We start from the raw sequence: 21,277 nt of genomic DNA on the forward strand, positions 1-21,277 counted from the left end.
ATGCATGTACTCGTGATTGGCGCCGCCGGGATGGTGGGCCGGAAGCTGGTGGAACAACTGGCGGCGGACCAGGCCGTGTTCGGCTTCGAGGTCAGCCGGCTGACGCTTGCCGATGCGATTGAATCTCCCGTGCCACCGGCCCTGCAGGATGTGGCAACGGTTCTGACCATGGATCTTGCCGAGCCCGGCGAACCGGAAAAGCTGATTGCCGGCCGGCCGGATGTGATCTTTCACCTTGCGGCAATCGTCTCCGGCGAAGCGGAAGTTGATTTCGACAAGGGCTACGCCGTCAATCTCGACGGCAGCCGGGCGCTGTTCGAGGCCATTCGTCACGAGAACATGCGCGAGCCGTATTTTCCGCGCGTCATATTCGCCTCGTCCATTGCCGTGTTCGGTCAGCCCTTTCCCGAAAAGATCGGCGACGAGTTCTTCACCACGCCGCTGACCAGCTACGGCACGCAGAAGGCGATCACCGAACTCCTGCTTGCAGATTACACGCGCAAGGGAATTTTCGACGGGATAGGCATCCGGTTGCCGACGGTCTGCATCCGGCCCGGCAAGCCCAACAAGGCCGCCTCCGGCTTCTTCTCCAACATCCTGCGCGAACCGCTCGTCGGCCAGGAAGCCGTCCTGCCGGTCGATGAGAGCGTGCGCCACTGGTTCGCAAGCCCGCGGGCCGCCGTCGGCTTCTTCGTCCATGCGGCGCGCCTCGACACGGCGCGCATCGGCCCGCGCCGCAATCTCACCATGCCGGGCCTGTCGGCGCTTGTCGGTGAGGAGATAGAGGCCCTGCGCCGTGTGGCCGGAGACAAGGCGGTAAGCCTCATCCGCCGCGAACCGGACCCGGCCATCGAGAAGATCGTCACAGGCTGGGCGACCGATTTCGACGCGCGGCGGGCGACCGAACTCGGCTTCCGGGCCGAAACCAGCTTTGACGACATCATCCGCATCCACCTTGAAGACGAACTGGAAGGCAAACACCCATGACGAATGACGGTTTCGACGTGAAAGGCAGGATCGCGCTGGTAACCGGCGGCGGCACCGGGGTCGGCAAGGCCATGTCCCGGGCCCTGTGCGCCGAAGGCTGGCGTGTGGTCATTGCCGGCCGCCGCAAGGATGTGCTGACCGCGACGGCCGCCGAACTCGCAACGGAGACCGGCGGCGAGATGACCGGGATTGCCGCCGATGTCGGCGATCCTCAATCGGTGCGCGCGCTGTTCGACGAAATAGAGCGGACATTCGGCCGCCTCGACCTTCTCGTCAACAATGCCGGTATATCCAATTCCTCGGTCCCGCTGGAAGATATCAGCTTCGAGGAATGGAACAGGGTCGTCGCGGCGAACCTGACCGGCGCGTTCCTGTGCACCCAGCAGGCGTTCAGGCTGATGAAGGCCCAGGATCCGCGCGGGGGACGGATCATCAATAACGGTTCGATTTCGGCAACGACGCCACGGCCGAATTCGGCCCCTTACACCGCGACAAAGCACGCCATCTCCGGCCTGACGAAATCGTCGGCCCTTGACGGGCGGCCGTTCGACATTGCCTGCGGCCAGATCGACATCGGCAACGCGGCGAGCGACATGACCGCCAAGATGAGCGGCGGCGTGCTGCAGGCGAACGGCGAGATGGCCAGCGAGCCGACGATCGATCCGGCGCATATTGCGCGCGCCGTCGTCTACATGGCCGGACTTCCGCTCGACGCCAATGTTCTGACGATGACCGTCATGGCAACGCAAATGCCGTTTGTCGGCCGGGGATAGGCGCGGTCGGCCATTGTCGCCTCGTCCTGAACTGGAAAATGGCGTTTCAGGTCTCAAGGCGTTGAACGTCCTCAGACCGGTGTGTGCTGGTGCATTGCCAGGCGCCATTTTCCGTCGATCAGGACATAAGTCGACGCACACAGCGCGTGGTAGGGCCCGGTGTTGCCGCCGCGCTCTCCGCGCGCCCGGTATGCCAGACACACGCTGTCTCCAACGAACTGCCGGATCACGCGATCACGCATCTGAACCGACAGCCAGCGCGGCGCGCCCGCAAGGCTGTCGATGATGGCATTGCCCACCATGAGCCCGACCGGCTCGGGGAACACCATCATGCATCCGTCGGCCATATGTTCGGCGAAGGCTTTCTCTCCCTGCAGCCAGAAGGTCTCTTCCAGTTGCCACAGAGCGTCTATCTCGAACTTGCTCACCCGCACCTCCGATCGTCCTCGCGTGGTTGGAACCCGGTCCGGCAGTCACTTCCGGACAGGCAGTGACGGAACGTCCACCATGAGGATGCCGTTCCCTCGCCGCGGGCGCGAGGGAGGAAAGCGTCAGATTATCCGGCTGCGCAGACGCGAGGCGATGATTTCACCGGTGATGACGAGCGCGATGATGGCGATCAGGATCGTCGACACTTCCTGCCAGTTGAAGGTGTCGATGGCGCCCTGCAGGATAACGCCGATACCACCCGCACCGACCAGGCCGAGCACGGTCGATTCCCGAAGGTTGATGTCCCACCGCAGGATGCTGACGGCGAAGAATGTCGGCATCACCTGCGGTATGATGGCGTAAAGCACGACCTTGAAGTGAGACGCTCCGCAGGCCTGCAGAGCCTCGACCGGCCTGGGATCGATTTCCTCGATCGCCTCGCCGAGCAACTTGCCGAGAAAGCCGATCGAGCGGAACATGATCGCGACGATGCCGGCGATGACGCCAGGGCCGAAGATGGCCACGAAAAGCAGGGCCCAGATGATCGTGTTGACGGAACGCGACGATACCAGGATGAACCGGCCGATCCAAAGGGTTACGATGTTCGGCGTCGTGTTCTGGGCCGCTATATAGGCCACCGGAAGCGACAGCACGACGGCGAGCGCCGTCGCGATCGTCGCAAGGTTCACGGTTTCCCACATGGCCTTGGCGATCGCTTCGAGATTGGCCGGATCGGGCGGTACCATGCGGCTGAAAAGATCGCCCATCTGGTTGGGCGCATCCCATACCCATGCCCAGATGATGTTGATGCTGCCCAGAGCCCAGGACACGACGAGGGCGGCGAGCGCAAGACCGACATAGCGTTGAATGCGCTGTTGCGGGGTAAAGCGCGACCATTCCCGCATATGTAGCTGTTCCATTATGCGATCCGCTTTCTGATGGTGCCGCTGATAGCCTCGGAAATCAGGATGACCCCGACAATGACCATCGTGATGGCGAGCGCGAAATCATAGTCATACCGGCCGAACGCATTCGCCAGCGTGGAACCGATGCCGCCGGCTCCCACGATACCGACTACTGCGGATGCCCTGAGATTGCTGTCGAGCTGATATATGCCCAGGCCGATCTGGCGCTGCATGATCTGGGGGAAGACGGCGTAGAACAGCGTGGGAAGAAAGGATGCGCCGGCTGCCTTCATCGCCTCCACCGGTCCCGGATCGATCTCCTCGATGCGCTCGGCCAGAAGTTTTGCAACGAAGCCGACCGAATAGACGATCAGGGTCAATACCCCGGCGAAGGGACCGAAGCCGACAGCCTTCACGAAGATGATGGCGACGATGACCGGATGGAAGCTGCGCGCCAGGATGATTGTCGCGCGTCCCAGGTAGTAGATCGGCAGCGGTGCGATGTTGCGTGCCGCCATGAAGGCGATGGGGACCGACAGCAGGAGCCCGCCGACCGTTGAAAGAATCGCGATCTTGAGGCTTTCCATGAAGCCGTCGATCAGCAGGCCGCTGCGCTCGAAACTGGGCGGAAATGCTCCGCCGAAGATCCTGCCCGCCCGTACCACGCCTTGCGCCATTCGCTCCCAGTCGATCGGCAGCGTTGCCACGGTCGTCAAGAGATAGACGAGCGCGGCGGCATAAAGGCCGTAGCGCAGAACGGGATTGGCTATGAACGGCTGCTTGCGCCAATGATCCGGGGCCGCGCTCATGCCGCGGCACCTTCGGCCTGCCGGTCGGCGAGCGGGATGCCTGCGTAGATCTCATGCATGGCGTCCTCGGTCAGGGCCGTCGGCAAGTCGTCGAAAATGATCCGCCCGTAGCGCATGCCGACAATCCTGTCGCTGAATTCCTTCGCCTCGTTCACGTTGTGAATATTGATGATGACCGGGAGCTTGAGTTCACTTGCCAGATCGCGCAGGAGCATCATGATCTGCTCCGATGTCTTGGGATCCAGCGACGCGGTCGGTTCGTCCGCCAGGAGGATTTCGGGATCCTGCATCAGCGCCCGGATCACACCGACACGCTGGCGTTCCCCGCCCGAAAGCTCGTCCGCGCGCTTGTCGGCATAATGCGCGATGCCGACGCGTTCCATCAGGTCGAATGCGCGCCTGATGTCTTCCTTGGGATAGCGGCGGGTCAGAGCCGCCCAGGTGGAGATATAGCCGAGCCGCCCGCACTGGATGTTTTCCATCACGGTCAGGCGGTCCACCAGATTGAAGCTCTGGAACACCATGCCGATGCGGCGTCTGGCGACACGCAGGTCCCGTTTGCCGAGGCGGGTGTAGTCCGTTCCGTTCAGAGTGATCGTACCGGATGTCGGTTCGACGAGCCGATTTATGCAGCGCAGCAACGTGCTCTTGCCCGCACCGGAAGACCCGATGACCGACAGGATCTGCTCGCCTTCGACTTCCAGATCCAGGTTCTTGAGCACAGGATCTCCCGCCCCGTATTTTTTTACGAGACCCGATATTGTAAGCATGCTTTTCTCCATTGGAGCGGCCCGCTGCTCGTCGTGCGAGACAGCGGGCCGTGGATACCGGAAGCCTTACTTGTTAAGGCCCTGCGGCGTGTATTCGACGCCGTTGCTGGCCTGGATCTGCCGGATAACCGCCCACTGGTCCTTGTAGGTGATGGGAATGAACTTGCTCACTCCTTCGAATTCCTCGCCGAGCTTGTTGCCCTCGAAATCAAAGCTGAAGAAAGCTTCCTTGACTTTCTCGACCAGCGCCGGGTCGAGGTCGTGAGCATAGTTGAAGGACGTGGTGGGGAAGGGATCGCTCTCCCAGATCAGGCGCACGTCCGCCGGATCGTAGAGGCCGCGTTCGGCCATGCGTTCAACCACTTCGGACGCCACCGGAGCGGCATCGTAGTCACCGGCCACAACACCGAGCATGGACTGGTCGTGCGAGCCGGAATAGATGACTTCGTAGTCCTCGCCCGGCACGACGCCGAGATCCGGGAACAATGCGCGCGGTGCCTGGTTGCCCGAATTCGATGTCGGCGATGTATGCGCGACCCGCTTTCCGGCGATATCGGCCGGTTCCTTGATGTCGGAATCGGCCCGGGCAAAGAGCTGCAGGCGGTACCCGAAGCGGCCGTCGTCGCTGCCCATGATCGCAAAGGGAACGGCGCCGGCGAGGTTCACCGCGAACGGTGTCGGGCCGGTGGAGAAGCCGGCAATATGAAGGCGGCCGGAGCGCATGGCTTCAACTTCGGCGGAGTTCGACTGCACGGCAAAGAACTGGACGTCCTTGCCGGTGACCTTTTCCAGGTGTTCGATGAACGGCGCCCAGATATCGGCGTATACGGCCGGATCTTCCACCGGTGTATAGGCAAAGACCAGCGTATCGGGATTGCTCAGCTTGGCCGGGTCCGACGGCGTGTCGGCCACAAGGTCTCCGTCAGCATCGCAGTAGATGGCGTCGAGCGCGCCCTGGTTGGGGCACTCCTGAGCATTTGCACCGGAGACTGTAAATCCGGCCACGAGGGCCGCAGACCCGAGCAGGGCCAACAGGGTTTTCATGTTTTCCTCCCATTTGAATCGATCTGACCTTGCAGTAATCAGCAATGGCACATTTAAAGATCCCCGGCAGAGTAGCGGCGCGGGCGGGAGCAAGACGAGCCGCGAAGTGTTAACAGAACCGCAATGACGGGCCATTTCTGTTAACAGTGTTACAGCCACCCGATCCGGGTGTGAAACTTTTGTAACGAGATTCTGGCCTCTTCCCCGGAGCATCATGCTAGACAGCTGAAGGAATTGCAGAAGAGCGATGCCATGGACGCCAGCGCAACAAGACCTGTAATCGCCATCATCGATGACGATGCCGATGTGCGTGCGACGCTCACCGCCCTCATGGAGGCCAGCGGTTTCAGCCCGGTGGCCTTTGCCGATGGCGCGAGCTTCAAGGCGGGCAACTCTCCGGAAGCCTATGACCTGGCGCTGATCGATCTGCGCCTGAAAGCCGAGTCCGGCCTGTCGCTGGCGATCCACATTCGCGAACGCTCCGCGCTTCCGATCGTCATGCTGACGGGCGTCGGCGATGAGATCGACAAGATCATCGGGCTGGAAACAGGCGCCGACGATTACCTGATGAAGCCGTTCAACCCGCGTGAACTTGTCGCCCGTATCCGGGCGGTCCTGCGCCGCTACGGGCACGGCTTCGCGGCGGCATCGGGGTCCGGCAACGATGAGGAAATCGCGTTTGGCGACAAGAGGGTGAACCTCAAGCGCCGGGAACTTCTGGACCGGCACGGGGACGAGATCCCGCTGACCAACGCCGAATATATTCTCCTGGAATATTTCGTGAAGAATCCCGACCGGATCATACCCCGCACGGAGCTGATGCGGGAAATCGGCAGCGACATGCAGCGCTACGTGGACCGGACGATCGACGTTCTGATCCTGAGGCTGCGCCGGAAGATCGAAAACGTGCCGTCCAAGCCTGTCCATCTGCAGACCCGCAGGGCTCAGGGTTACATCTTCATGCTGCAGGCGGGCGGATCATGACAGCCGCGCAATTCCGGCAACCGAGCATCCGGTTCCTGCTGCTTTTGGCGATCGGACTGCTGCTCATCGTCATCATGGTGATCGGGGCGATCGCGCTCTATACGCTGAACAGTGCGGAGGAGCGGCTCGGGACCTTTCACGATCAGACGCTGAGCGAAGTCTCCAACGCGCTCGAGCTGTCCCGCGGCGCGTCGAAACTGGCGGCCTCGGCACCGTTCCTGATGACCCTCAGCCCGAGTTTCCAGCTGGAAAGCGAGGCGGAGGAGATTCTCGAAACCCTTGAATATATCGAAAGCCTTGGTGCAGGTGATCCCGCCCTGGCGAACTCGCTTGGCCGCATCCGCGCGGCGATCACCGATCTGGTCCGGGTCATGGCCCCTCAGACGGAATATGCCACGACCCTGTCGTTGATCGATCGGGACCTGGAACGCCTGCAAAGGCGCTTCCGCCGGCTGACGCAGTTGCCGGACCAGCCGCCCGGGATGCGGCAGGGCTGGTCTTCCCTGCAGCAGCTGGTCATGGCCGCCATCGGAGCGCTGCGCACCGAGGAGCTGATCAAGATCGGCGAACATCAGGGCCAGTATCGCCGCATCAGGCAGGAGATCGGTGCCAGCCCATCGGAAGACCTGGCCGCGGCGCTCACGGACGTCGAACAGGCGGTCCGGCAGCGGGGCGATCTCTTTTCGCTGCGGTTTTCCGAGCTGGCCTCGACGCTGGATGCGGAAAACGCCCTGTTCCGCATCCGCACGGAAGTCGGCCGGGTAAACACCTATGCCGTTGCGAAGGTGGCCGACGCCAAGCTCAGACTGCAGGTTTCCCGCGACAAGACGGCCACCAGCCTCACATTCGCCAAATACGTCATCGTCGCCCTCACGGTGATCAGCATGATCGTGGCCGCGGGCTCCGCGCTGTTCGTCTCCCGTTACGTCGTCGGCAATCTACACAGGATCACCGCGGTCATGAGGCGTCTTGCCGCCGGAGACCTGAAGGCGCGCCTGCCGAAAAAACCTGCCTCTTCCGACGAAATCGGCCAGCTGTCGGAGGCTTTCCGCACCTTCCGCGCCAATGCGCTGCGCCTCAACCGCAAGACCAAGGAGATCTGGCGGCGCAACGAGCTGTTCATAACCGTCTTCCAGAACATCAGCGACGGGGTCGCCGTCCTGTCGCCCACAGGCCAGATCATTGCCGAAAACGGGCGGGTTCGCGAACTGCTGCGCCTGGAGCCGCCCCGGCGGGACGGGCGCCTGACGCTGCCGCAGCTGATCGAGCTCTCGCCTTTCGAGCGCCGGGCAAACGAGGACGACCGGGCCGGCTTCGGCGAATACATGGATCCGACCGGCCGCGTGCTGGAGGTGCGCCAGTCGGCCCTGCCGGACGGCGGCTCGGTGTGGCTGTTCTCCGAAACGACGGAACGCAAGCGCATCGATGAGCGGCTGGAAGAAATCCGGCGCGTGGAGAGCCTCGGCAAGGTGACGGGCGAAGTCGCGCACGACTTCGGCAACATTCTATCCACGATCTCCGGCAACCTGCACATGCTCGAGGATGAATTGTCGCCGCGGGGCTCTGCCATGCGCGCGCGCATCAATGACGCCGTGGAACTGGGGGTCTCGCTCATCGAGAGGCTGCTGGCCTTCGCGCGCAAGCAGCATCTGGCGCCGCAGGAAACGGATATTGCGGGCATCGTGGAGGGAATGGAAGATCTTCTTTCCATGGCTTTGCCGGAAACCGTATGCCTCACCATCAAGTGCGACGACGGCCCGATGCATGCCCGCATCGATCCTGGGCAGCTGGAAAGCGCGATCCTGAACCTGTGCGTCAACGCCGGCCAGGCGATCACGGGCGATGGCCATATCGAGATCAGCGTGAGCCGGCAGAAGGACGGAATGATCGCACTTTCCGTCCAGGACAATGGCTGCGGCATGGATGCGGACACACTACGCCAGGCCGCGGAGCCCTTTTTCACCGCCCGCGCGGACGGCGAGGGCACCGGCCTCGGACTGTCGATGGTCCACGGCTTCGTGCACCAGTCCGGCGGCACGATCCACATCGCCTCCCAACCGAGCCGGGGTACCCGCGTTACCCTGACATTCCCGGCCTGCGACGGGATCCGGGAAACCTCGCACCTGGTGTCCTCGCGGGGACACGCACTTGTTGTCGATGACGATCCCAAGTCGGCAAAGGCGATCAGCGACCTGCTGGAAAAACTCGGCTTTGAAGTGGCCACGGCCCATACGTTCCGCGAAGCCCAGGCCCGCCTCCGGCGCGATCAGTCTCTCGATGCCTTTGTGACCGACCTGCAGCTCGATGACGGCCATTCCGGCTGGACGCTGGTGCAGGAGGCCTTTGAATCCTATCCGCACTGCATGGTCATCGCCGTTTCCGGCCATTTGCCGGCGAAAGATCCGGTCGCAGGACGGTTCCGCGACCGGTTCGCCAAGTTTTCCAAACCGATCAGCGAAGAGGCCCTTGCCGGGCGTCTCGGCGTCACGGCTCCGGAAGTCTCCTGACGGGCTTCTGCGCGGCGGGAACACAGCTCCCGCCAGTCTCCTTGCCTTGCAATCCCGCCGACAGATCCGCGCGCCGAGACCTATGTCGGCGTGCCGCCCATGCGTCACGAACGTGACGCGATCGCCTCAAAATAACTTGACTCTTATACTCAGCTTTCGTATCGCACCATCTGGGAAACGGCAACCTGGACGCGAGACCTCGCCCTGGGACGATGAACAGAAATCGATGGTGGGAACGATGACAAAGAACATGTGGAGGATCGGCATTCTGGCCGGGACGGCCTTGTTCGGCAGTGGATCGCCGCAGGCGGCGGAGCCGGAGCCCGCCGTCAACCTGCAGCTCAACCGCACCGCCGCTTCGGACAACGGCTGTACCCTGACCTTCGTTGCCGCCAATCGCACGGCTGAAGCGCTTTCAAAGGCGGCGTTCGAGTTCGTCCTGTTCGACAAGGACGGCTTGGTCGACAGGATGACCGTCTTCGACTTCGGCTCCCTGCCGGCGGAAAAGACGGTCGTTCGCCAGTTCGCCCTCGGCGGTATCAACTGCGAGGCTCTCGGGTCGATCCTCGTCAACGGAGCGGCCGGTTGCGGCGGTGAAAGCCGCCAGGAGGCGCTGTGTTCCGCCGCGCTGAAAACCGAGAGCCGGGCAGAGATCCCGTTCAGCAAATAGGAGGCTGCCATGCCGTTTCTGGAGTTGCTTCAACCGGTCACGGGACTGCTTGAACTTGGCGGGCCGGTTGTCGCATTGATTGCCGTTCTGTCCATCGTCGCGCTTGCCGTCACGCTGTTGAAACTCTACCAGTTCGCGCGGGAAAGGGTCGGGCGCACCGGGAGTGCCGAACGGGCCGTGGCGCTGTGGAAATCCGGCCGGCGCCAGGATGCCGTTCACTTCCTGGCACACCCGGTGAGCGCCGCCGAGGAAGCGGCCGTGACGGCCATGCACCTGTCGCGCGAGGAAATCGCCAGGAACGAGATCGAGGACGAGGTCCAGCGCATCGCAACGCTGCGGCTCCACCGGCTGCAATCGGGTTTCCGTCTGCTCGACGCCGTTTCCCAGGTGGCTCCGCTGCTTGGTCTGTTCGGCACCGTGCTGGGCATGATTACCGCCTTTCAGGAACTGCAGAACGCAGGCAATGCGGTCGACCCGTCCGCCCTTGCGGGCGGGATCTGGGTGGCCCTTCTGACCACGGCGGCCGGACTTGGTGTCGCCATGCCGGTTTCCCTGGTGCTGACCTTTTTCGAGGCCCGGACGGAAGACGAGCGGATTGCGATCGAGACACTGACGGTCGCCGTATTGTCGAATGTTTCCGGGACAACGGACATGGCGGCGGTGTCGCCGCTGCCGGTGGTCGGACGAGCCTCCCATGCACATTGACTATCGTCCGGCCAGGCGGCGGCGCCTGTCCATGACGTCGCTGATCGACATCATCTTCCTGCTGCTGCTGTTTTTCATGCTGAGCTCCACGTTCACCCGGTTCGGCGAGGTGGAGTTCGGCAACACGGCACGGGGCGGCGCCGGAGGGCCCGCGCCCGATGTCCTGATTGTCCTGGAAGAAGAAAACTGGACCATCAACGGCATCGCCTCCGATCCGGCCGGAGCCGCCCGAGTGCTGGCGGGCTTTGCGAAAAAAGGCGCGACAAGCGCCCTGATCCTTCCCCGTGAAGGCGCGAGCACGCAGACGCTGGTCGAGGCGGTCGGGCGCGTGCGCCGGATCGACGGATTCACAGTTTCGATTGCCAGGTGAATTCCATGAGGAAGCTTCAACGCCCCGCCGCGCCGCGAAAGGCCGAGAACACGATCTCGCTGATCAACATCGTGTTCCTGATGCTGATCTTCTTTCTGGTCGCCGGACAACTGGCACCGCCTGTCGATCCTGCCGTCTCGCTTCCGGCATCGGCCGACGCCGATCCCGTTGCTCCGCCCGACGCATTGTATATTCGTGCGGACGGCTCGCTCCTTTACCGCGGCAAGCCCGTGAGCGTGGATGTCTTTCTTGCCGGCAGGCCGCAAGAAGGTGGCGACGCGCCGGTTCTTGTCGCCGCAGACCGGGCCTTGCCGGCACGGCAGCTGGTCGAGATCGTCGACAGACTCTATGGGGCCGGGGCAGCGAACGTGAGAGTGGTCACCGCGAGGCAGGCGTCATGATCTTTCGGACGCGGCACTGGCTGATCGCGGGCGTTCTGTCGCTCGGCGCCCATTACGGAGGAGCGGCCGTTTCGCTCCAGGCACCGCCCGCCATTGAAATCGCCGGCGGCAGCCCAGCGCCGGCGACAACGCTCGGCCAGGCATTCTCCACCACCGTCACGGCGGGATCTCCTACCGGGCAGGTTGTTGCCGAGACCGAAGTTGCCGAGACGGCCGAACCCGTTCAGCCGGAGACGGTGATACCGGTGGAGACATCACAGGAAACGGCTGCAGCGCCTGCCGAACAGGCTGAGCCGGTGAAACCGGCGCCAACCGAAACCAAAGCCGTGACCGCTTCCGTCGAGCCTCAAAGGGCCGAGACGGTGGAAGCGCTGACGCCGGAAGCGCTCGTCTCCGAAGAGGCGGCCGAGCCGGTCGAAGCAGCGAAACCGGTCGACACCGTCATCGCGGAGGCGGTCGGCGTTCCGCCCACGAAGCCAGACATCCCCAAACGAACCGCGCCGGAACCGAGACGGGTCAAAAACTCCAAAACGAGCAAAGGCGAGGAGGGTCGCGCCCGGCGAACCGCGCAGGAAGGCGGAAGCACGGACACGGGCCGCAGCCGGCAAGCCGGGAACGCAGCCGTGTCGAATTATCCGGGGAAGGTTGCCAGCAAGCTCCGGCGCTCCGTGCGTTATCCCGCAAGTGCCAAGCGCAGGAATATCACCGGCGTCGTCGAAGTCGCCTTCGTCGTCAACAGCTCAGGCAGCGTAGGCAGCATTCGCGTGGTGCAAAGCTCCGGGCATGCCGAACTCGACAAGGCGGCCCTCGACACCGTGCGGCGGGCAGCGCCCTTTCCGCAAATCCCCGCAGGCGCCGGCCGCACGAGCTGGCCTTTCTCCGTTCCGTTATCGTTCAAGTAGCAGAGTAATACTCAAGCCGCCTTGCCCTGCCGTTTCAGCAGAAAGATGACCAGCACCGGACCGCCGATCAGGGTGGCGACGATGCCGGCCGGCAGTTGCCACGGGAACCAGGCGATGCGGCCGAAATAGTCGGCAATCGTCATGACCAGCGCGCCGAGCGTGGCCGCACCCAGGATTTGCGGCAGCGTGCCGACGAGCCCGGCGCGGCGGGCCAGATGCGGCGCCATCAACCCAACGAAGCTGAGGGGGCCAATGGCCAGGGTCGCAACGGCCGTCAGGGTGCAGGTGAAGACGAGCATCGACAGCCGTACCAGGCGGACGTTGACGCCGGTTGCACGGGCCGAAACGTCACCGAGGGTCAACAGCGTCAGAGAACGGGTGAAGAGCGGTGCCGCGCAAAGCGCAAGTGCGGCGATCGCGCTTAACGTCCACGCCGTCCGCCAGTCCGACAGATAGGTGGAGCCGGTCATCCATTGCAGCAGCAGCCGGGCGCGCGGATCACCGGTGGCGATGATGGCGGCGAGAACCGCTGTCAGCAGGGCGCCGACCGCAACGCCGGAATAGAGCAGCCGCTCGCCACTGCCTCCGCTTCGCCGTTCCAGCGTCATCAGAACCACAAAGACGGCAAGCGCGCCGGCGGTCGCGCAGAACGCCTGGAAGGCAAAGCCGGGCGCTTCGGCGATGAACAGTGCCGCCAGCACGCCGAAGGCCGCGCCGGAGCTGATGCCGAGCACTTCCGGGCTTGCGATAGGGTTCGCGGTGAGGCGTTGCAGAAACACGCCCGCGATCGCCAGCATGATGCCCCCGGAGATGGCAACCAGCGTGCGCGGCAGGCGCCAGGGAAGCAGCAGTTCCAGATCCGGCAGCGGTACGAACACCAAAGCGCCCTCGGTGTTGCGGCCAAGAAGGACGGAGAACACGGCGACGGCACCCGTCAAGACGATGATGCCGCCCAGGAGCTTTGCCGGAGATCTTGCCCGGTGCAGCGGCGCCACGGAGTTGGCGGCAAGGGAGGACGCGGCCGCCGGAAGGCGGCGCACCAGGACGAGAAGCAGCGGCGCGCCCAGGACGGCGGTGACGGCTCCGGTGGGCACAAACACCCCTGTCCAGGTTTCCGCAAGTTGCAGAAGCTGATCGGTGAGGGTCAGAAGCAGGGCGCCCGTGACCGGTGCCAGCACGAGCCGCTGGTGGAACCGCCGTGCCCCCAGCAGCCGGGCCATTGCCGGGGCTGCCAGCCCCAGAAACCCGATGACGCCAACAGTGCTGGCGACAAAGGCCGTCAGGGCGGCGGCAAGGCCGAGACCGGCCGTGCGGACAAGCGCGATACGGACCCCGAGCCCCTTCGCCGCCTCGTCAAGCTGCAGAAGTTCCAGCGGCCGCATCAGCAATAGGACAAGAACCGAACAGGCGAGAATACGCGGCACAAGCGCCAGCACCGGACGCCAATCCTGCTGGACCAGCGATCCGGCGCCCCAGATGAAAAGGCCTTCCAGATAATGGTCGTGCGTCAGCGCAAGGATGGTGACGCAGGCATTTGCATAAAGGCCGATCATCAGTCCGGCGAGCATGACGACCAGCGGAGAAAACCCGAACCGCCACGCAATCGAAAAGACGCAAAGCATGGCCGCGAGACCGCCGGACAGGGTAACCACGTCCCGGCTCCAGCCAAGCAGAACCGGAAAGAAGGCAAGCGCAACGGCAAGGGCAAGCTGGGCGCCCGCCTCAATGCCGACCGTCGTCGGCGATGCCAGCGGATTGCGCAGAACCTGTTGCAGAAGAGCGCCGGCAAGTCCGAGCGCCGCTCCCGCCACCAGGGAAATCGCCAGGCGCGGCAGCTGGCTGTAATAGAACAGAACGGCGGTCTGATCGGCGGGATCGGGCGCGGTAAAGGCTGCTTCCCAACCAAGCCCGGCGGCGGTGGGACCGAGGTTGACTGCGATGGCAAGAATTGCGGCCATGGCGCCGAGCACAAGCCAGGCGGCCGGCGGCAGCCCTTTCCGGTCATGCATCACGGTGGCCGATCTCTCCCAGGAGGCGCGCAAATCGGGTCATCGCCGGCAGCATACCGAACATGAAAACGGTCTCCATGCGCGCGATGCGCCCCGAGCGGACGAAGGCCAGGCTCTGCCAGAGCGGGCTGCCCTCCAGCCGCGGAAAGACGTCAGGCGGCACCGGCTCCACGTAAAAGAGCCGCGTCCCCGGATCCGACGGCAGTCTTTCATAACCGATCGTGGCAAAGCCCCAGCTGTTGGTGGTCTGCGTCCAGCCGTTGCGCAGCCCCAGCAGATCGAGCACGTCATGAAAGTTTCCGCCGGGGCCAAACACGCGGACATGGCGGGCATCGAGGAAAGAAATGAAGACCAGCGGATGGTCCCGAAGCGAAGCCGTGTCGCGCCTGGCCTTGCGGAAAATCTCCTTCGAGCGGCCGATCAGCGCCTCCGCCGCCTCCCGCCGGCCGGTAACCTCGCCAAGGCGCCGGGTGGCCGCAAGGATGTGCGGGTAGGGAGAGCCGCCGACATCGTGGATGGCGAAACTGGTCACCGGCGCTATGCGCTCCAACTGGCTGCGAACTCCCTCCAGGAACGGCGTGGAGACGATGAGATCGGGTTTCAACTGGGCGAGGAGGTCCATGTTCACCTCCGTATTGGCGCCGATATTGGCCACACCACCAGGCAGCGGCGGCTCAACGCACCAGGTATCCCACTCATCGGCACTGACGAGACCGACCGGCGGCAGGCCGATTTCGATCAGCGTTTCCGCCAGGCCGTAGTCGAGCGACACAATGCGCTGCGGGAAGGCAGCGGCGCGCGCCAGCGACGGCGCCGCGAGACCGGCCACTCCCGCCAGGGTGCCGGCGGTGAAAGCGCGGCGGCTGAGCTCTCTAGGGTGTGGACCCATAAATGAGGATGAAATGGTTTGAGGCGGATTGCGCGTCCTCAAGAAGCGGAAGCGCAGGAAATGTGGTTCATTTTCAAGCCTTTCGCGACGTAGAGGAGGCGCAATCCGGTCAAATCCGAAGGACATGAAAATGGCTTCACCCCGCTTCGTCAGCGCGCTTGACCGGGCATACAGCCCGCTCTGCGCACCCTTCCTAACGGTGTTTCGCCATTTTTCATGCCATTTCGTCATCATTTATGAGCCCGCACCCTAGACGACATAGGAGATCGGCGCCTGCGTGTCCGGATGTTTGAAGATGCCCATCGGAATGCCGTAGATCGCTTCCAGGTGCTCCGGATTCATGAGGTCGCCGGAGGGTTCGCGTGCAATCAGGCGGCCTCCGGCAAGAGCGACGACATCGTCGCAAAAGCGGGCGGCCACATTGACGTCATGCAGGACGACGATCACGGTCTTGCCGTCCTGGTCGGCGCAGTCGCGGATCAGCGTCATCACCTCGATCTGTTTGGCGATGTCCAGCGCCGAGATCGGTTCGTCCAGGAGCAGAAAGTCACTGTCCTGCGCGATCAGCATCGCCACCATGGCCCGCTGGCGCTCACCGCCGGAGAGTGTCCTGACGACCCGGCTGGAGAAGTCCTCAAGGCCGGTCCGCGACAGTGCCCGGTCGACCGTTTTCCTGTCATGATCCGTAAATCGGCCGAGCGCCCCGTGCCACGGATAGCGGCCGAGGGCGACCAGTTCGCGCACCGTCAGCTCGTCGGTATCCGGCGGCTGTTGCGGCATGAAGGCGACCCGGCGCGCGAAAGCACGGTCGGCCAAGCGGTCCAGCGGAGCACCGTCGAACAGGACACGCCCGCCGCTCGGCCGCATCTGGCGGGCAAGCAACTTCAAAAGCGTCGATTTGCCCGAACCGTTATGCCCGAGAAGCCCCGTGATCCGGCCCTTGCGGAAGCCAAGATCGAGCGGATGGAGCAGGACCTTGCCGTCGATCGCGAGGCTGACATTGTCTAGTTGGAAGGCTTGGTCGGACATGGCTGGAAACACGTGTGGCCGCTGATTGTATGTGTTCGAAACATCCGCCGCAGTTGTATAATCCTGAATATGAGAGTCAAGTTAAGTTTCACATAAATACCCCAGCGGCCTGACGGCGAAGGCAATCTGAACGGCACGGCCGACCGCGGCCGGAAGCACGGACATATGGGTTTCATATGCGAACGTCTCGTAATGCGTGCGGATGGAAACCTCCTCCAGGGCCGCCAGTTCAGCCGACAGTTCGCGGGCATGGCCGATGGTGCGGGTTTTCTTTTTCTCCTCCAGCCGCGACCCGGCATCCTCCGCCTGCCGCTGGAAGGGAGCAAGATCGTCGCCCTCGTATTCGCCGGCGGAGAAATGCAGGAACGTGTCGAGGCGTTGGGGAAGGGCAGCAAGAAACCGGTCGCGATACTGGAGGATCAGACCGTCGTCCCAGAAGATCGCCGGGCTGGCGGCAATCCAGTTCCGGAACGCATGCGGCCGGGTGAAGAAGGCGAAGAGGGCAAATAGCCCGCCAAAGGAGTGGCCGAAAAGGCTCTGGCGCGCCGGATCGATCCGGGCGAGGGAATGCACGAAGGGTTTGACGTCCGCTTCGATGAAGCCAAGAAATTCCTCTCCGCCGCCGGTCTTCACATCCGGCCCGTCCGCAAAGAACGGCGGATAGGTCTTGCCGGGCAGGGGGCTGAGATCCCAGGACCTGCGGAGAGGGTCGTAGGGGTCATCGGTCGGATAACCGATGGCGACAATAACGCCGGGCGCGACATTGGTTCCTGTCGGATAACCCGCCTGAGCCCTCATGGCTTCGACGGCCGTGCCGATCACCGCATTGCCGTCGGTCAGGTAGAGCACGGGCCAGCCCTCCGCGGGAGGCTCGCCGGCCGGAATATGGACGAAAACGCGGTAAGTCTGGCCGTTGCGGGCCGAAACAAGATCGTAGGCCGCCGTGCCCGGGATCGCGCAGCTGGAGAGTTTCATCCGGGTCATGGTCAAGCAGCCTCCGTCGATTTCGACACGGTCCGTGCTTTGCCGAGGGCCTGTTCGAGATCAGCCCAGAGCAGGCGGGCATCTTCGAGCCCCGCGGAAAACCGGATTGTTTTCGGGCTGACATTGAAGCGGTGAAACGAATTCGCCTCCCTCGGCAATTGCAGGGCGGCAAGTGCCGGCACCACGAGGGATTCCGGCCCGCCCCAGCTCACCCCGATACGAATGTGGTTCAGCGCGTTGACAAAAGCCGGAACATCGACGTCGTCGGCAACATCGAAGGCAAACAACCCGCCATAGCCGGTAAAGGTCGCATTGCCCGGATGGGGCTGGAACGCGGGATGGCGCACCTTCGTCACATGGGGATGCGCGTCAAGTTTTTCGGCAAGTTCGAGGCCGTTTTCCATGTGCCTGGCCAGCCGCAGCGGCAGGGTTCGCATGCCCCTGAGGATCAGCCAGGCCTCGAACGGCGAGAGCTTGCCACCAAGATAGTGATAGCTCTCGGAATTGATGCGGCCGATCAGATCCTTCGGCCCGGCGATAAGGCCCGCCACGGTATCGCTGTGACCACCGAGATATTTTGAAGCTGCGTGAACGACCAGATCGATGCCATGGGCCACCGGCTTTTGAAAGAGCGGCGTTGCCCACGAATTGTCGATGACCGAAATGACGCCGTGCCGGCGGGCCGCCGCCCCGATCGCGGCAATGTCCTGCACGGTGAAGGTGAAGGAGGCCGGGCTTTCCAGATAGACGATCTTTGCGCCCGGCAGGGCCGCAAGAACAGCTTCGGTGTCGGTGCCGTCCACATAGTCGATCTGAACGCCGAACTTCCTCAGGATCTTTTCGAACAGGCGATAGGCGTCGTTATAGACATTGTGCACTGAAACGATGCGGTCGCCGGCTTCGACAAAGGGAAAAACGGCAGCGGCGATCGCCGCCGTGCCGCTGGAAAAGCCGCGTGCCGCCTCGGTGCCCTCAAGCGCTGCGATCAGCCGCTCCAGTTCCTCCACGGTGGGATTGTCACCGCGCGAATAGATGTAACGTTTCGAGCGTCCGGCAAAAGCTCCCGCCATTTCCTCGTAAGAGCTGAAGGTGAAGAGCGATGTCTGGAAGATCGGCGGCGAGACGGCCTGAAAGGGCATCGGCTCGGTGCCCGCATAGAGCCCTGCGACCGCATCGATCATCACTTCGTCTTCAGGAGAAATCTGCTTGTTCATGACGGCCTCTCAAAGCGGCTTGACCAGAAAAAGGCACGGATGATCCTCATGCCGGAGGGTTGGAAACGCTCGGCTCCGCCGGCTGGCGCACGCAGCATCTGCGGAAGAAGAAGGCCCGCGAGCAGCCCGGCGAGTGCGATCCCGGCCGCGACGGCAAGGGCGATACCCTCAGGGCCGAACCAGACCGGCAGCAGCAAAAGCGCAGGAATGAGGAGGTACCCCTGCGGCGCAAGGCTGACCATCGCGGCAAGCCGGGGCCGGGCCGTTGCCTGCAGGAAGACCAGCAGCACGAGGCGCGGCGCGGTGAACGGAAACGCCAGATGAATGACGGCCAGCGCGCCGGCCGCGAGCGCGCGCACATGCGGATCGGCGGTAAAAAACCCCGCCACCTGATCTGCAAAGGCGGCAATGCCCAGTCCGTAGACAACCGCTGCGCCGAATGTCGCCGCGGCCATGAAACGCGTTGCCTCGGAAAGACGCGCAAAATCGCGGCGCCCATAGGCAAAGCTCAGCACCGCCTGTGCGCCGAGAACGAAACCGATCAGCGGCAGCGTGCCAAGCAACAGAATGCGCATCGCGATGCCGATAGCCGCAACCGCGTCGTCGCCGCCGAGCTCGGCGGCCATGGCATAAACGAGCGCAAAGGCGGCGCCGGTGACCAGGCTTGTCAGCGTCGTCGGCAGGCCGATGGCAAAGACCGGAACAAGCAGCGAGCGGATCGGGCGCACCAGCCCTGGCCCGACCCGCAAGCGCCCGACACGGCGGCGGAAGTAAAGGGCATAGACGACGAGCACGGCGACCCGCGAGATGATCGTCGCAAGCGCAGCCCCGGCAACGCCGAAGCCCGTCCACAGGATCAGGATGGGATCGAGCACGATGTTCAGCGAAAAGCCGCTGAGCAGCGTCCACATGCTGAAACGGGTGTTGCCTTCCGAAATGGCAATGAAATCGCACAGGATCTGCAGCAGCGTCAGAACGGCACCAAACGCCATGAGACGAAGATAGACGCCGGCAAAAGGCAGTGAGGCGGGCGTCGCGCCGAGAACAACAAGCAGATGGTCGCCGAATATCAGAACCAGGATGGTCAGCATCGCCCCCAGGGGCAGAGCGAGTGCCAGCACCGTGCTGGCCGTCGCGCTGGCCGTGGCCCGTTTGCCGGCCCCCAGCAGCCTGCCGATGGCGGCAGCCGAGCCGACGCCGAGCCCCTCACCGATGGCGGCGATCAACATCAGCGCCGGGATCGAAATTGTGACCGCGGCAAGCGCCTCCGGCCCCAGCATGCCGAGAAACACTGCGTTGACCGTGTGATGCGCGGCATTGATCGACAGGCCGATCACGGCCGGAACCGCGAGACGGACGATTAGGCGCTTGAGCCTCGGATCGGAAAGATCTGCAGGCGCGAGCGCGCGGCGGCCGGTCCTCATGCGGTGGGTGCCTCCGGTGCGAACAGGCGGTCAGAAAAGAAACGCTCCCGCAAAAGCATCACCAGAAGCGCGCGCTTGTGCGGAAAATCGAAGTGCTTGACCTTGGCAAAGCCCGCCCGGTCCAGATTGCGGATCTGCTGGACATGGGTCCAGCGCGGTTCGCCGACGATGCGCGCAGTGCGCGGGTCGTCGAGAAAGATGAAATGCATGAGCGACGGCAGCCAGGCCGTGATCCATTCGCGGCCGCGATAGGCGTCTTCGCCGATCGCCACGTGCCAGCCGCGGTCGTAATCCTGGGCGTCATAATGCGGGCCGATGCGGTTTTCCTTCGCCCAGTAAACCTCGAAATAGCCGAAGGGTGTTCCGTCGAACTCGGCAAAGAGCGGCAGAATATGCGGATCGCCGGACTTTTCCTCAAGCATCGCCCGGTGCGCGTGGAACGAGCCTGCGTCTTCCCAGATCTCGTCGACGCGCGGATCGTTCATCCAGCGGCTGAAAGTGGCAAGATCCGCCTCCGGGTCGACCGTCCGGAACGAAAGCTCGCCGCCGAGCCAGGGAATATGGCGCCGGTAAACGGTACCTGACGGTTTCGGCCGGCGGCGGGGATGGCGCCGGCCCTCCGTCAGGATGTGACGTTCCGGATAGGCAGTGCCGGCCCCGTCCTGGGGGAGCCAGAAATCTGGCACTTGCCAGAATTGCCGCGCGGAAATCCGGAGCCTGCCGTCTTCCGCCGGAAGGGCGATCCCCTGCCGGACAAGCAGGTCGCACAGCGCAGAATTCGCCCCGCCGCCGCTGGCGAGCACCAGCGAGCGGTCTTCGCGAGCCGAAGCGGTCAGCGCCTCGACCGCCCGGGCGAGTGCCTCCAGGCCCTGCACAGAAGGGGCCGGGGTCAGTACCAGCTGGCCGTTCTCCCGCCTGCCGGTGACCTCGGCGGTTTCGCCGCCGGGGAGGCCAATCCCAATCCGGACCTCCCCGCCGGTATCTTCCAGGCGCCAGGCCGCGGTTCTGCCGCGTGACAGGTCGGGTGTAGCGGAAAACTGATCGGGCTTCTGGCGTGCGTTCATGTCAGTGCCTTGCTCGCTGGGGAATGCGTTGTCACGGGAGATAACGAACGGACGAACGCGAAATTCACCGCATCGCAAAAAGATTTTTGCAGCGCTGAATTCTTCGCCGTGCCGTTCGTCATTGGGGGGCAATGGCTTTGACAACCCGCGAAACGGAGCAGCCACTCATGGCAAAGCGACAAGTCCCCGATGATCAATGGATCGTGGTGCAAAATCACGAAGGCCGGTATTCGGTGTGGCCGGCAGACAAGACGCCGCCGGCAGGCTGGCTCATCGCCGGCCGGACCGGCACGCGCCAGGAGTGCCTTGCGGAAATCACGCGCGTTTGGACCGACCAGCGGCCGGCAGCCCTGGCAGGCTTCCTCGCGGCGTTGCCGTAGCACAGCCAGGTTTCCCGTCCCATTTCCC

General features: G+C 63.6%; 22 protein-coding genes. 10 read left to right on the top strand and 12 right to left on the bottom strand.

The genetic code is table 11. The features are described 5' to 3' along the window. The gene (gene denD, locus ON753_RS03145; RefSeq protein ID WP_265961104.1) at window positions 1–987 is read left to right on the top strand and encodes a D-erythronate dehydrogenase; all 987 of its coding nucleotides are present in this window, start codon (window positions 1–3) and stop codon (window positions 985–987) included. After that, window positions 984–1,760 carry an SDR family oxidoreductase gene (locus ON753_RS03150; protein ID WP_265961105.1) on the top strand — a complete coding sequence of 259 codons (777 nt, stop codon included), beginning with the start codon at window positions 984–986 and terminating at the stop codon, window positions 1,758–1,760. The genes denD and ON753_RS03150 overlap by 4 nt, the downstream gene beginning before the upstream one ends. A gap of 71 nt (window positions 1,761–1,831) precedes the next feature. Here ON753_RS03150 and ON753_RS03155 read toward each other — a convergent pair whose 3' ends face one another. From ON753_RS03155 to phnD, 5 genes are all read right to left on the bottom strand, one after another. Further along, the gene (locus ON753_RS03155) at window positions 1,832–2,188 is read right to left on the bottom strand and encodes a nuclear transport factor 2 family protein (protein ID WP_265961106.1); all 357 of its coding nucleotides are present in this window, start codon (window positions 2,186–2,188) and stop codon (window positions 1,832–1,834) included. 123 nt (window positions 2,189–2,311) lie between these two features. Continuing rightward, complete coding sequence (gene phnE / locus ON753_RS03160; protein WP_265961107.1) at window positions 2,312–3,109, bottom strand: phosphonate ABC transporter, permease protein PhnE; 798 nt, start codon at window positions 3,107–3,109, stop codon at window positions 2,312–2,314. Further along, entirely contained in the window at window positions 3,109–3,903 is a 795-nt protein-coding gene (phnE, locus tag ON753_RS03165; protein WP_265961108.1) for a phosphonate ABC transporter, permease protein PhnE, read from the bottom strand. The genes phnE (ON753_RS03160) and phnE (ON753_RS03165) overlap by 1 nt, the downstream gene beginning before the upstream one ends. Further along, window positions 3,900–4,673 carry a phosphonate ABC transporter ATP-binding protein gene (gene phnC / locus ON753_RS03170; RefSeq protein ID WP_265961109.1) on the bottom strand — a complete coding sequence of 258 codons (774 nt, stop codon included), beginning with the start codon at window positions 4,671–4,673 and terminating at the stop codon, window positions 3,900–3,902. The genes phnE (ON753_RS03165) and phnC overlap by 4 nt, the downstream gene beginning before the upstream one ends. Window positions 4,674–4,739: 66 nt before the next feature. Further along, on the bottom strand, window positions 4,740–5,717 hold the full coding sequence (gene phnD / locus ON753_RS03175) for a phosphate/phosphite/phosphonate ABC transporter substrate-binding protein (RefSeq protein WP_265961111.1): 978 nt from the start codon (window positions 5,715–5,717) through the stop codon (window positions 4,740–4,742). 252 nt (window positions 5,718–5,969) lie between these two features. Between phnD and ON753_RS03180 the strand changes: the two genes are divergently transcribed. The 7 genes from ON753_RS03180 to ON753_RS03210 all read left to right on the top strand — a co-directional run bounded on the left by ON753_RS03180 (window position 5,970) and on the right by ON753_RS03210 (window position 12,256). After that, window positions 5,970–6,701 (top strand): response regulator, encoded by a 732-nt coding sequence (locus ON753_RS03180; protein WP_265961112.1) that lies wholly within the window; start codon window positions 5,970–5,972, stop codon window positions 6,699–6,701. Then, the gene (locus ON753_RS03185; RefSeq protein WP_265961114.1) at window positions 6,698–9,208 is read left to right on the top strand and encodes an ATP-binding protein; all 2,511 of its coding nucleotides are present in this window, start codon (window positions 6,698–6,700) and stop codon (window positions 9,206–9,208) included. The genes ON753_RS03180 and ON753_RS03185 overlap by 4 nt, the downstream gene beginning before the upstream one ends. Before the next feature lie 238 nt (window positions 9,209–9,446). Then, window positions 9,447–9,878 carry a hypothetical protein gene (locus ON753_RS03190; protein WP_265961115.1) on the top strand — a complete coding sequence of 144 codons (432 nt, stop codon included), beginning with the start codon at window positions 9,447–9,449 and terminating at the stop codon, window positions 9,876–9,878. A 9-nt stretch (window positions 9,879–9,887) separates the two neighbouring features. Then, window positions 9,888–10,583 (top strand): MotA/TolQ/ExbB proton channel family protein, encoded by a 696-nt coding sequence (locus tag ON753_RS03195; protein ID WP_265961116.1) that lies wholly within the window; start codon window positions 9,888–9,890, stop codon window positions 10,581–10,583. Next, window positions 10,573–10,953 carry a biopolymer transporter ExbD gene (locus tag ON753_RS03200; protein ID WP_265961117.1) on the top strand — a complete coding sequence of 127 codons (381 nt, stop codon included), beginning with the start codon at window positions 10,573–10,575 and terminating at the stop codon, window positions 10,951–10,953. Before ON753_RS03195 ends, ON753_RS03200 begins: the two co-directional genes overlap by 11 nt. Before the next feature lie 5 nt (window positions 10,954–10,958). Continuing rightward, window positions 10,959–11,354, top strand: coding sequence for an ExbD/TolR family protein (locus ON753_RS03205; protein WP_265961118.1), 396 nt, complete (start codon window positions 10,959–10,961; stop codon window positions 11,352–11,354). After that, window positions 11,351–12,256, top strand: coding sequence for an energy transducer TonB (locus tag ON753_RS03210; RefSeq protein ID WP_265961119.1), 906 nt, complete (start codon window positions 11,351–11,353; stop codon window positions 12,254–12,256). The genes ON753_RS03205 and ON753_RS03210 overlap by 4 nt, the downstream gene beginning before the upstream one ends. Before the next feature lie 11 nt (window positions 12,257–12,267). On the opposite strand, the gene fhuB is transcribed toward ON753_RS03210, so the two are convergent. The 7 genes from fhuB to ON753_RS03245 form a co-directional block, all read right to left on the bottom strand. Further along, a complete protein-coding gene (gene fhuB / locus ON753_RS03215) occupies window positions 12,268–14,265 on the bottom strand; it encodes a Fe(3+)-hydroxamate ABC transporter permease FhuB (protein ID WP_265961120.1) in 1,998 nt (665 codons plus the stop codon). Next, window positions 14,258–15,094 carry an iron-siderophore ABC transporter substrate-binding protein gene (locus ON753_RS03220; protein ID WP_265961121.1) on the bottom strand — a complete coding sequence of 279 codons (837 nt, stop codon included), beginning with the start codon at window positions 15,092–15,094 and terminating at the stop codon, window positions 14,258–14,260. The genes fhuB and ON753_RS03220 overlap by 8 nt, the downstream gene beginning before the upstream one ends. Window positions 15,095–15,403: 309 nt before the next feature. Continuing rightward, on the bottom strand, window positions 15,404–16,183 hold the full coding sequence (locus ON753_RS03225; RefSeq protein WP_265961122.1) for an ATP-binding cassette domain-containing protein: 780 nt from the start codon (window positions 16,181–16,183) through the stop codon (window positions 15,404–15,406). 81 nt (window positions 16,184–16,264) lie between these two features. Next, entirely contained in the window at window positions 16,265–17,167 is a 903-nt protein-coding gene (locus ON753_RS03230; RefSeq protein ID WP_265961123.1) for an alpha/beta hydrolase, read from the bottom strand. 2 nt (window positions 17,168–17,169) lie between these two features. Continuing rightward, a complete protein-coding gene (locus ON753_RS03235; protein WP_377046863.1) occupies window positions 17,170–18,381 on the bottom strand; it encodes an aminotransferase class I/II-fold pyridoxal phosphate-dependent enzyme in 1,212 nt (403 codons plus the stop codon). Continuing rightward, entirely contained in the window at window positions 18,378–19,805 is a 1,428-nt protein-coding gene (locus tag ON753_RS03240) for an MATE family efflux transporter (RefSeq protein ID WP_265961124.1), read from the bottom strand. The genes ON753_RS03235 and ON753_RS03240 overlap by 4 nt, the downstream gene beginning before the upstream one ends. Then, window positions 19,802–20,869 carry a GNAT family N-acetyltransferase gene (locus tag ON753_RS03245; RefSeq protein WP_265961125.1) on the bottom strand — a complete coding sequence of 356 codons (1,068 nt, stop codon included), beginning with the start codon at window positions 20,867–20,869 and terminating at the stop codon, window positions 19,802–19,804. The genes ON753_RS03240 and ON753_RS03245 overlap by 4 nt, the downstream gene beginning before the upstream one ends. Before the next feature lie 167 nt (window positions 20,870–21,036). Here ON753_RS03245 and ON753_RS03250 point away from each other — a divergent pair, with 167 nt between their 5' ends. Then, window positions 21,037–21,249, top strand: a complete 213-nt coding sequence (locus ON753_RS03250; protein ID WP_265961126.1) for an MbtH family protein — start codon at window positions 21,037–21,039, stop codon at window positions 21,247–21,249. The last annotated feature ends 28 nt before the right edge of the window (window positions 21,250–21,277 follow it).

Source organism: Roseibium salinum (assembly GCF_026240905.1).
Taxonomy (GTDB): Bacteria; Pseudomonadota; Alphaproteobacteria; order Rhizobiales; family Stappiaceae; genus Roseibium; species Roseibium salinum.

What these genes read in the sequence shown, in the direction of transcription:
- ON753_RS03205 (WP_265961118.1), top strand. Translation starts at nt 10,959, where the DNA reads ATGAGGAAGCTTCAACGCCCCGCCGCGCCGCGAAAGGCCGAGAACACG.
- phnD (WP_265961111.1), bottom strand. Translation starts at nt 5,717, where the DNA reads ATGAAAACCCTGTTGGCCCTGCTCGGGTCTGCGGCCCTCGTGGCCGGA.
- ON753_RS03180 (WP_265961112.1), top strand. Translation starts at nt 5,970, where the DNA reads ATGGACGCCAGCGCAACAAGACCTGTAATCGCCATCATCGATGACGAT.
- ON753_RS03230 (WP_265961123.1), bottom strand. Translation starts at nt 17,167, where the DNA reads ATGACCCGGATGAAACTCTCCAGCTGCGCGATCCCGGGCACGGCGGCC.
- ON753_RS03250 (WP_265961126.1), top strand. Translation starts at nt 21,037, where the DNA reads ATGGCAAAGCGACAAGTCCCCGATGATCAATGGATCGTGGTGCAAAAT.
- ON753_RS03235 (WP_377046863.1), bottom strand. Translation starts at nt 18,381, where the DNA reads ATGAACAAGCAGATTTCTCCTGAAGACGAAGTGATGATCGATGCGGTC.
- ON753_RS03150 (WP_265961105.1), top strand. Translation starts at nt 984, where the DNA reads ATGACGAATGACGGTTTCGACGTGAAAGGCAGGATCGCGCTGGTAACC.
- ON753_RS03225 (WP_265961122.1), bottom strand. Translation starts at nt 16,183, where the DNA reads ATGTCCGACCAAGCCTTCCAACTAGACAATGTCAGCCTCGCGATCGAC.
- ON753_RS03190 (WP_265961115.1), top strand. Translation starts at nt 9,447, where the DNA reads ATGACAAAGAACATGTGGAGGATCGGCATTCTGGCCGGGACGGCCTTG.
- ON753_RS03185 (WP_265961114.1), top strand. Translation starts at nt 6,698, where the DNA reads ATGACAGCCGCGCAATTCCGGCAACCGAGCATCCGGTTCCTGCTGCTT.
- ON753_RS03240 (WP_265961124.1), bottom strand. Translation starts at nt 19,805, where the DNA reads ATGAGGACCGGCCGCCGCGCGCTCGCGCCTGCAGATCTTTCCGATCCG.
- phnC (WP_265961109.1), bottom strand. Translation starts at nt 4,673, where the DNA reads ATGCTTACAATATCGGGTCTCGTAAAAAAATACGGGGCGGGAGATCCT.
- phnE (WP_265961108.1), bottom strand. Translation starts at nt 3,903, where the DNA reads ATGAGCGCGGCCCCGGATCATTGGCGCAAGCAGCCGTTCATAGCCAAT.
- ON753_RS03200 (WP_265961117.1), top strand. Translation starts at nt 10,573, where the DNA reads ATGCACATTGACTATCGTCCGGCCAGGCGGCGGCGCCTGTCCATGACG.
- denD (WP_265961104.1), top strand. Translation starts at nt 1, where the DNA reads ATGCATGTACTCGTGATTGGCGCCGCCGGGATGGTGGGCCGGAAGCTG.
- ON753_RS03195 (WP_265961116.1), top strand. Translation starts at nt 9,888, where the DNA reads ATGCCGTTTCTGGAGTTGCTTCAACCGGTCACGGGACTGCTTGAACTT.
- ON753_RS03210 (WP_265961119.1), top strand. Translation starts at nt 11,351, where the DNA reads ATGATCTTTCGGACGCGGCACTGGCTGATCGCGGGCGTTCTGTCGCTC.
- phnE (WP_265961107.1), bottom strand. Translation starts at nt 3,109, where the DNA reads ATGGAACAGCTACATATGCGGGAATGGTCGCGCTTTACCCCGCAACAG.
- fhuB (WP_265961120.1), bottom strand. Translation starts at nt 14,265, where the DNA reads ATGCATGACCGGAAAGGGCTGCCGCCGGCCGCCTGGCTTGTGCTCGGC.
- ON753_RS03245 (WP_265961125.1), bottom strand. Translation starts at nt 20,869, where the DNA reads ATGAACGCACGCCAGAAGCCCGATCAGTTTTCCGCTACACCCGACCTG.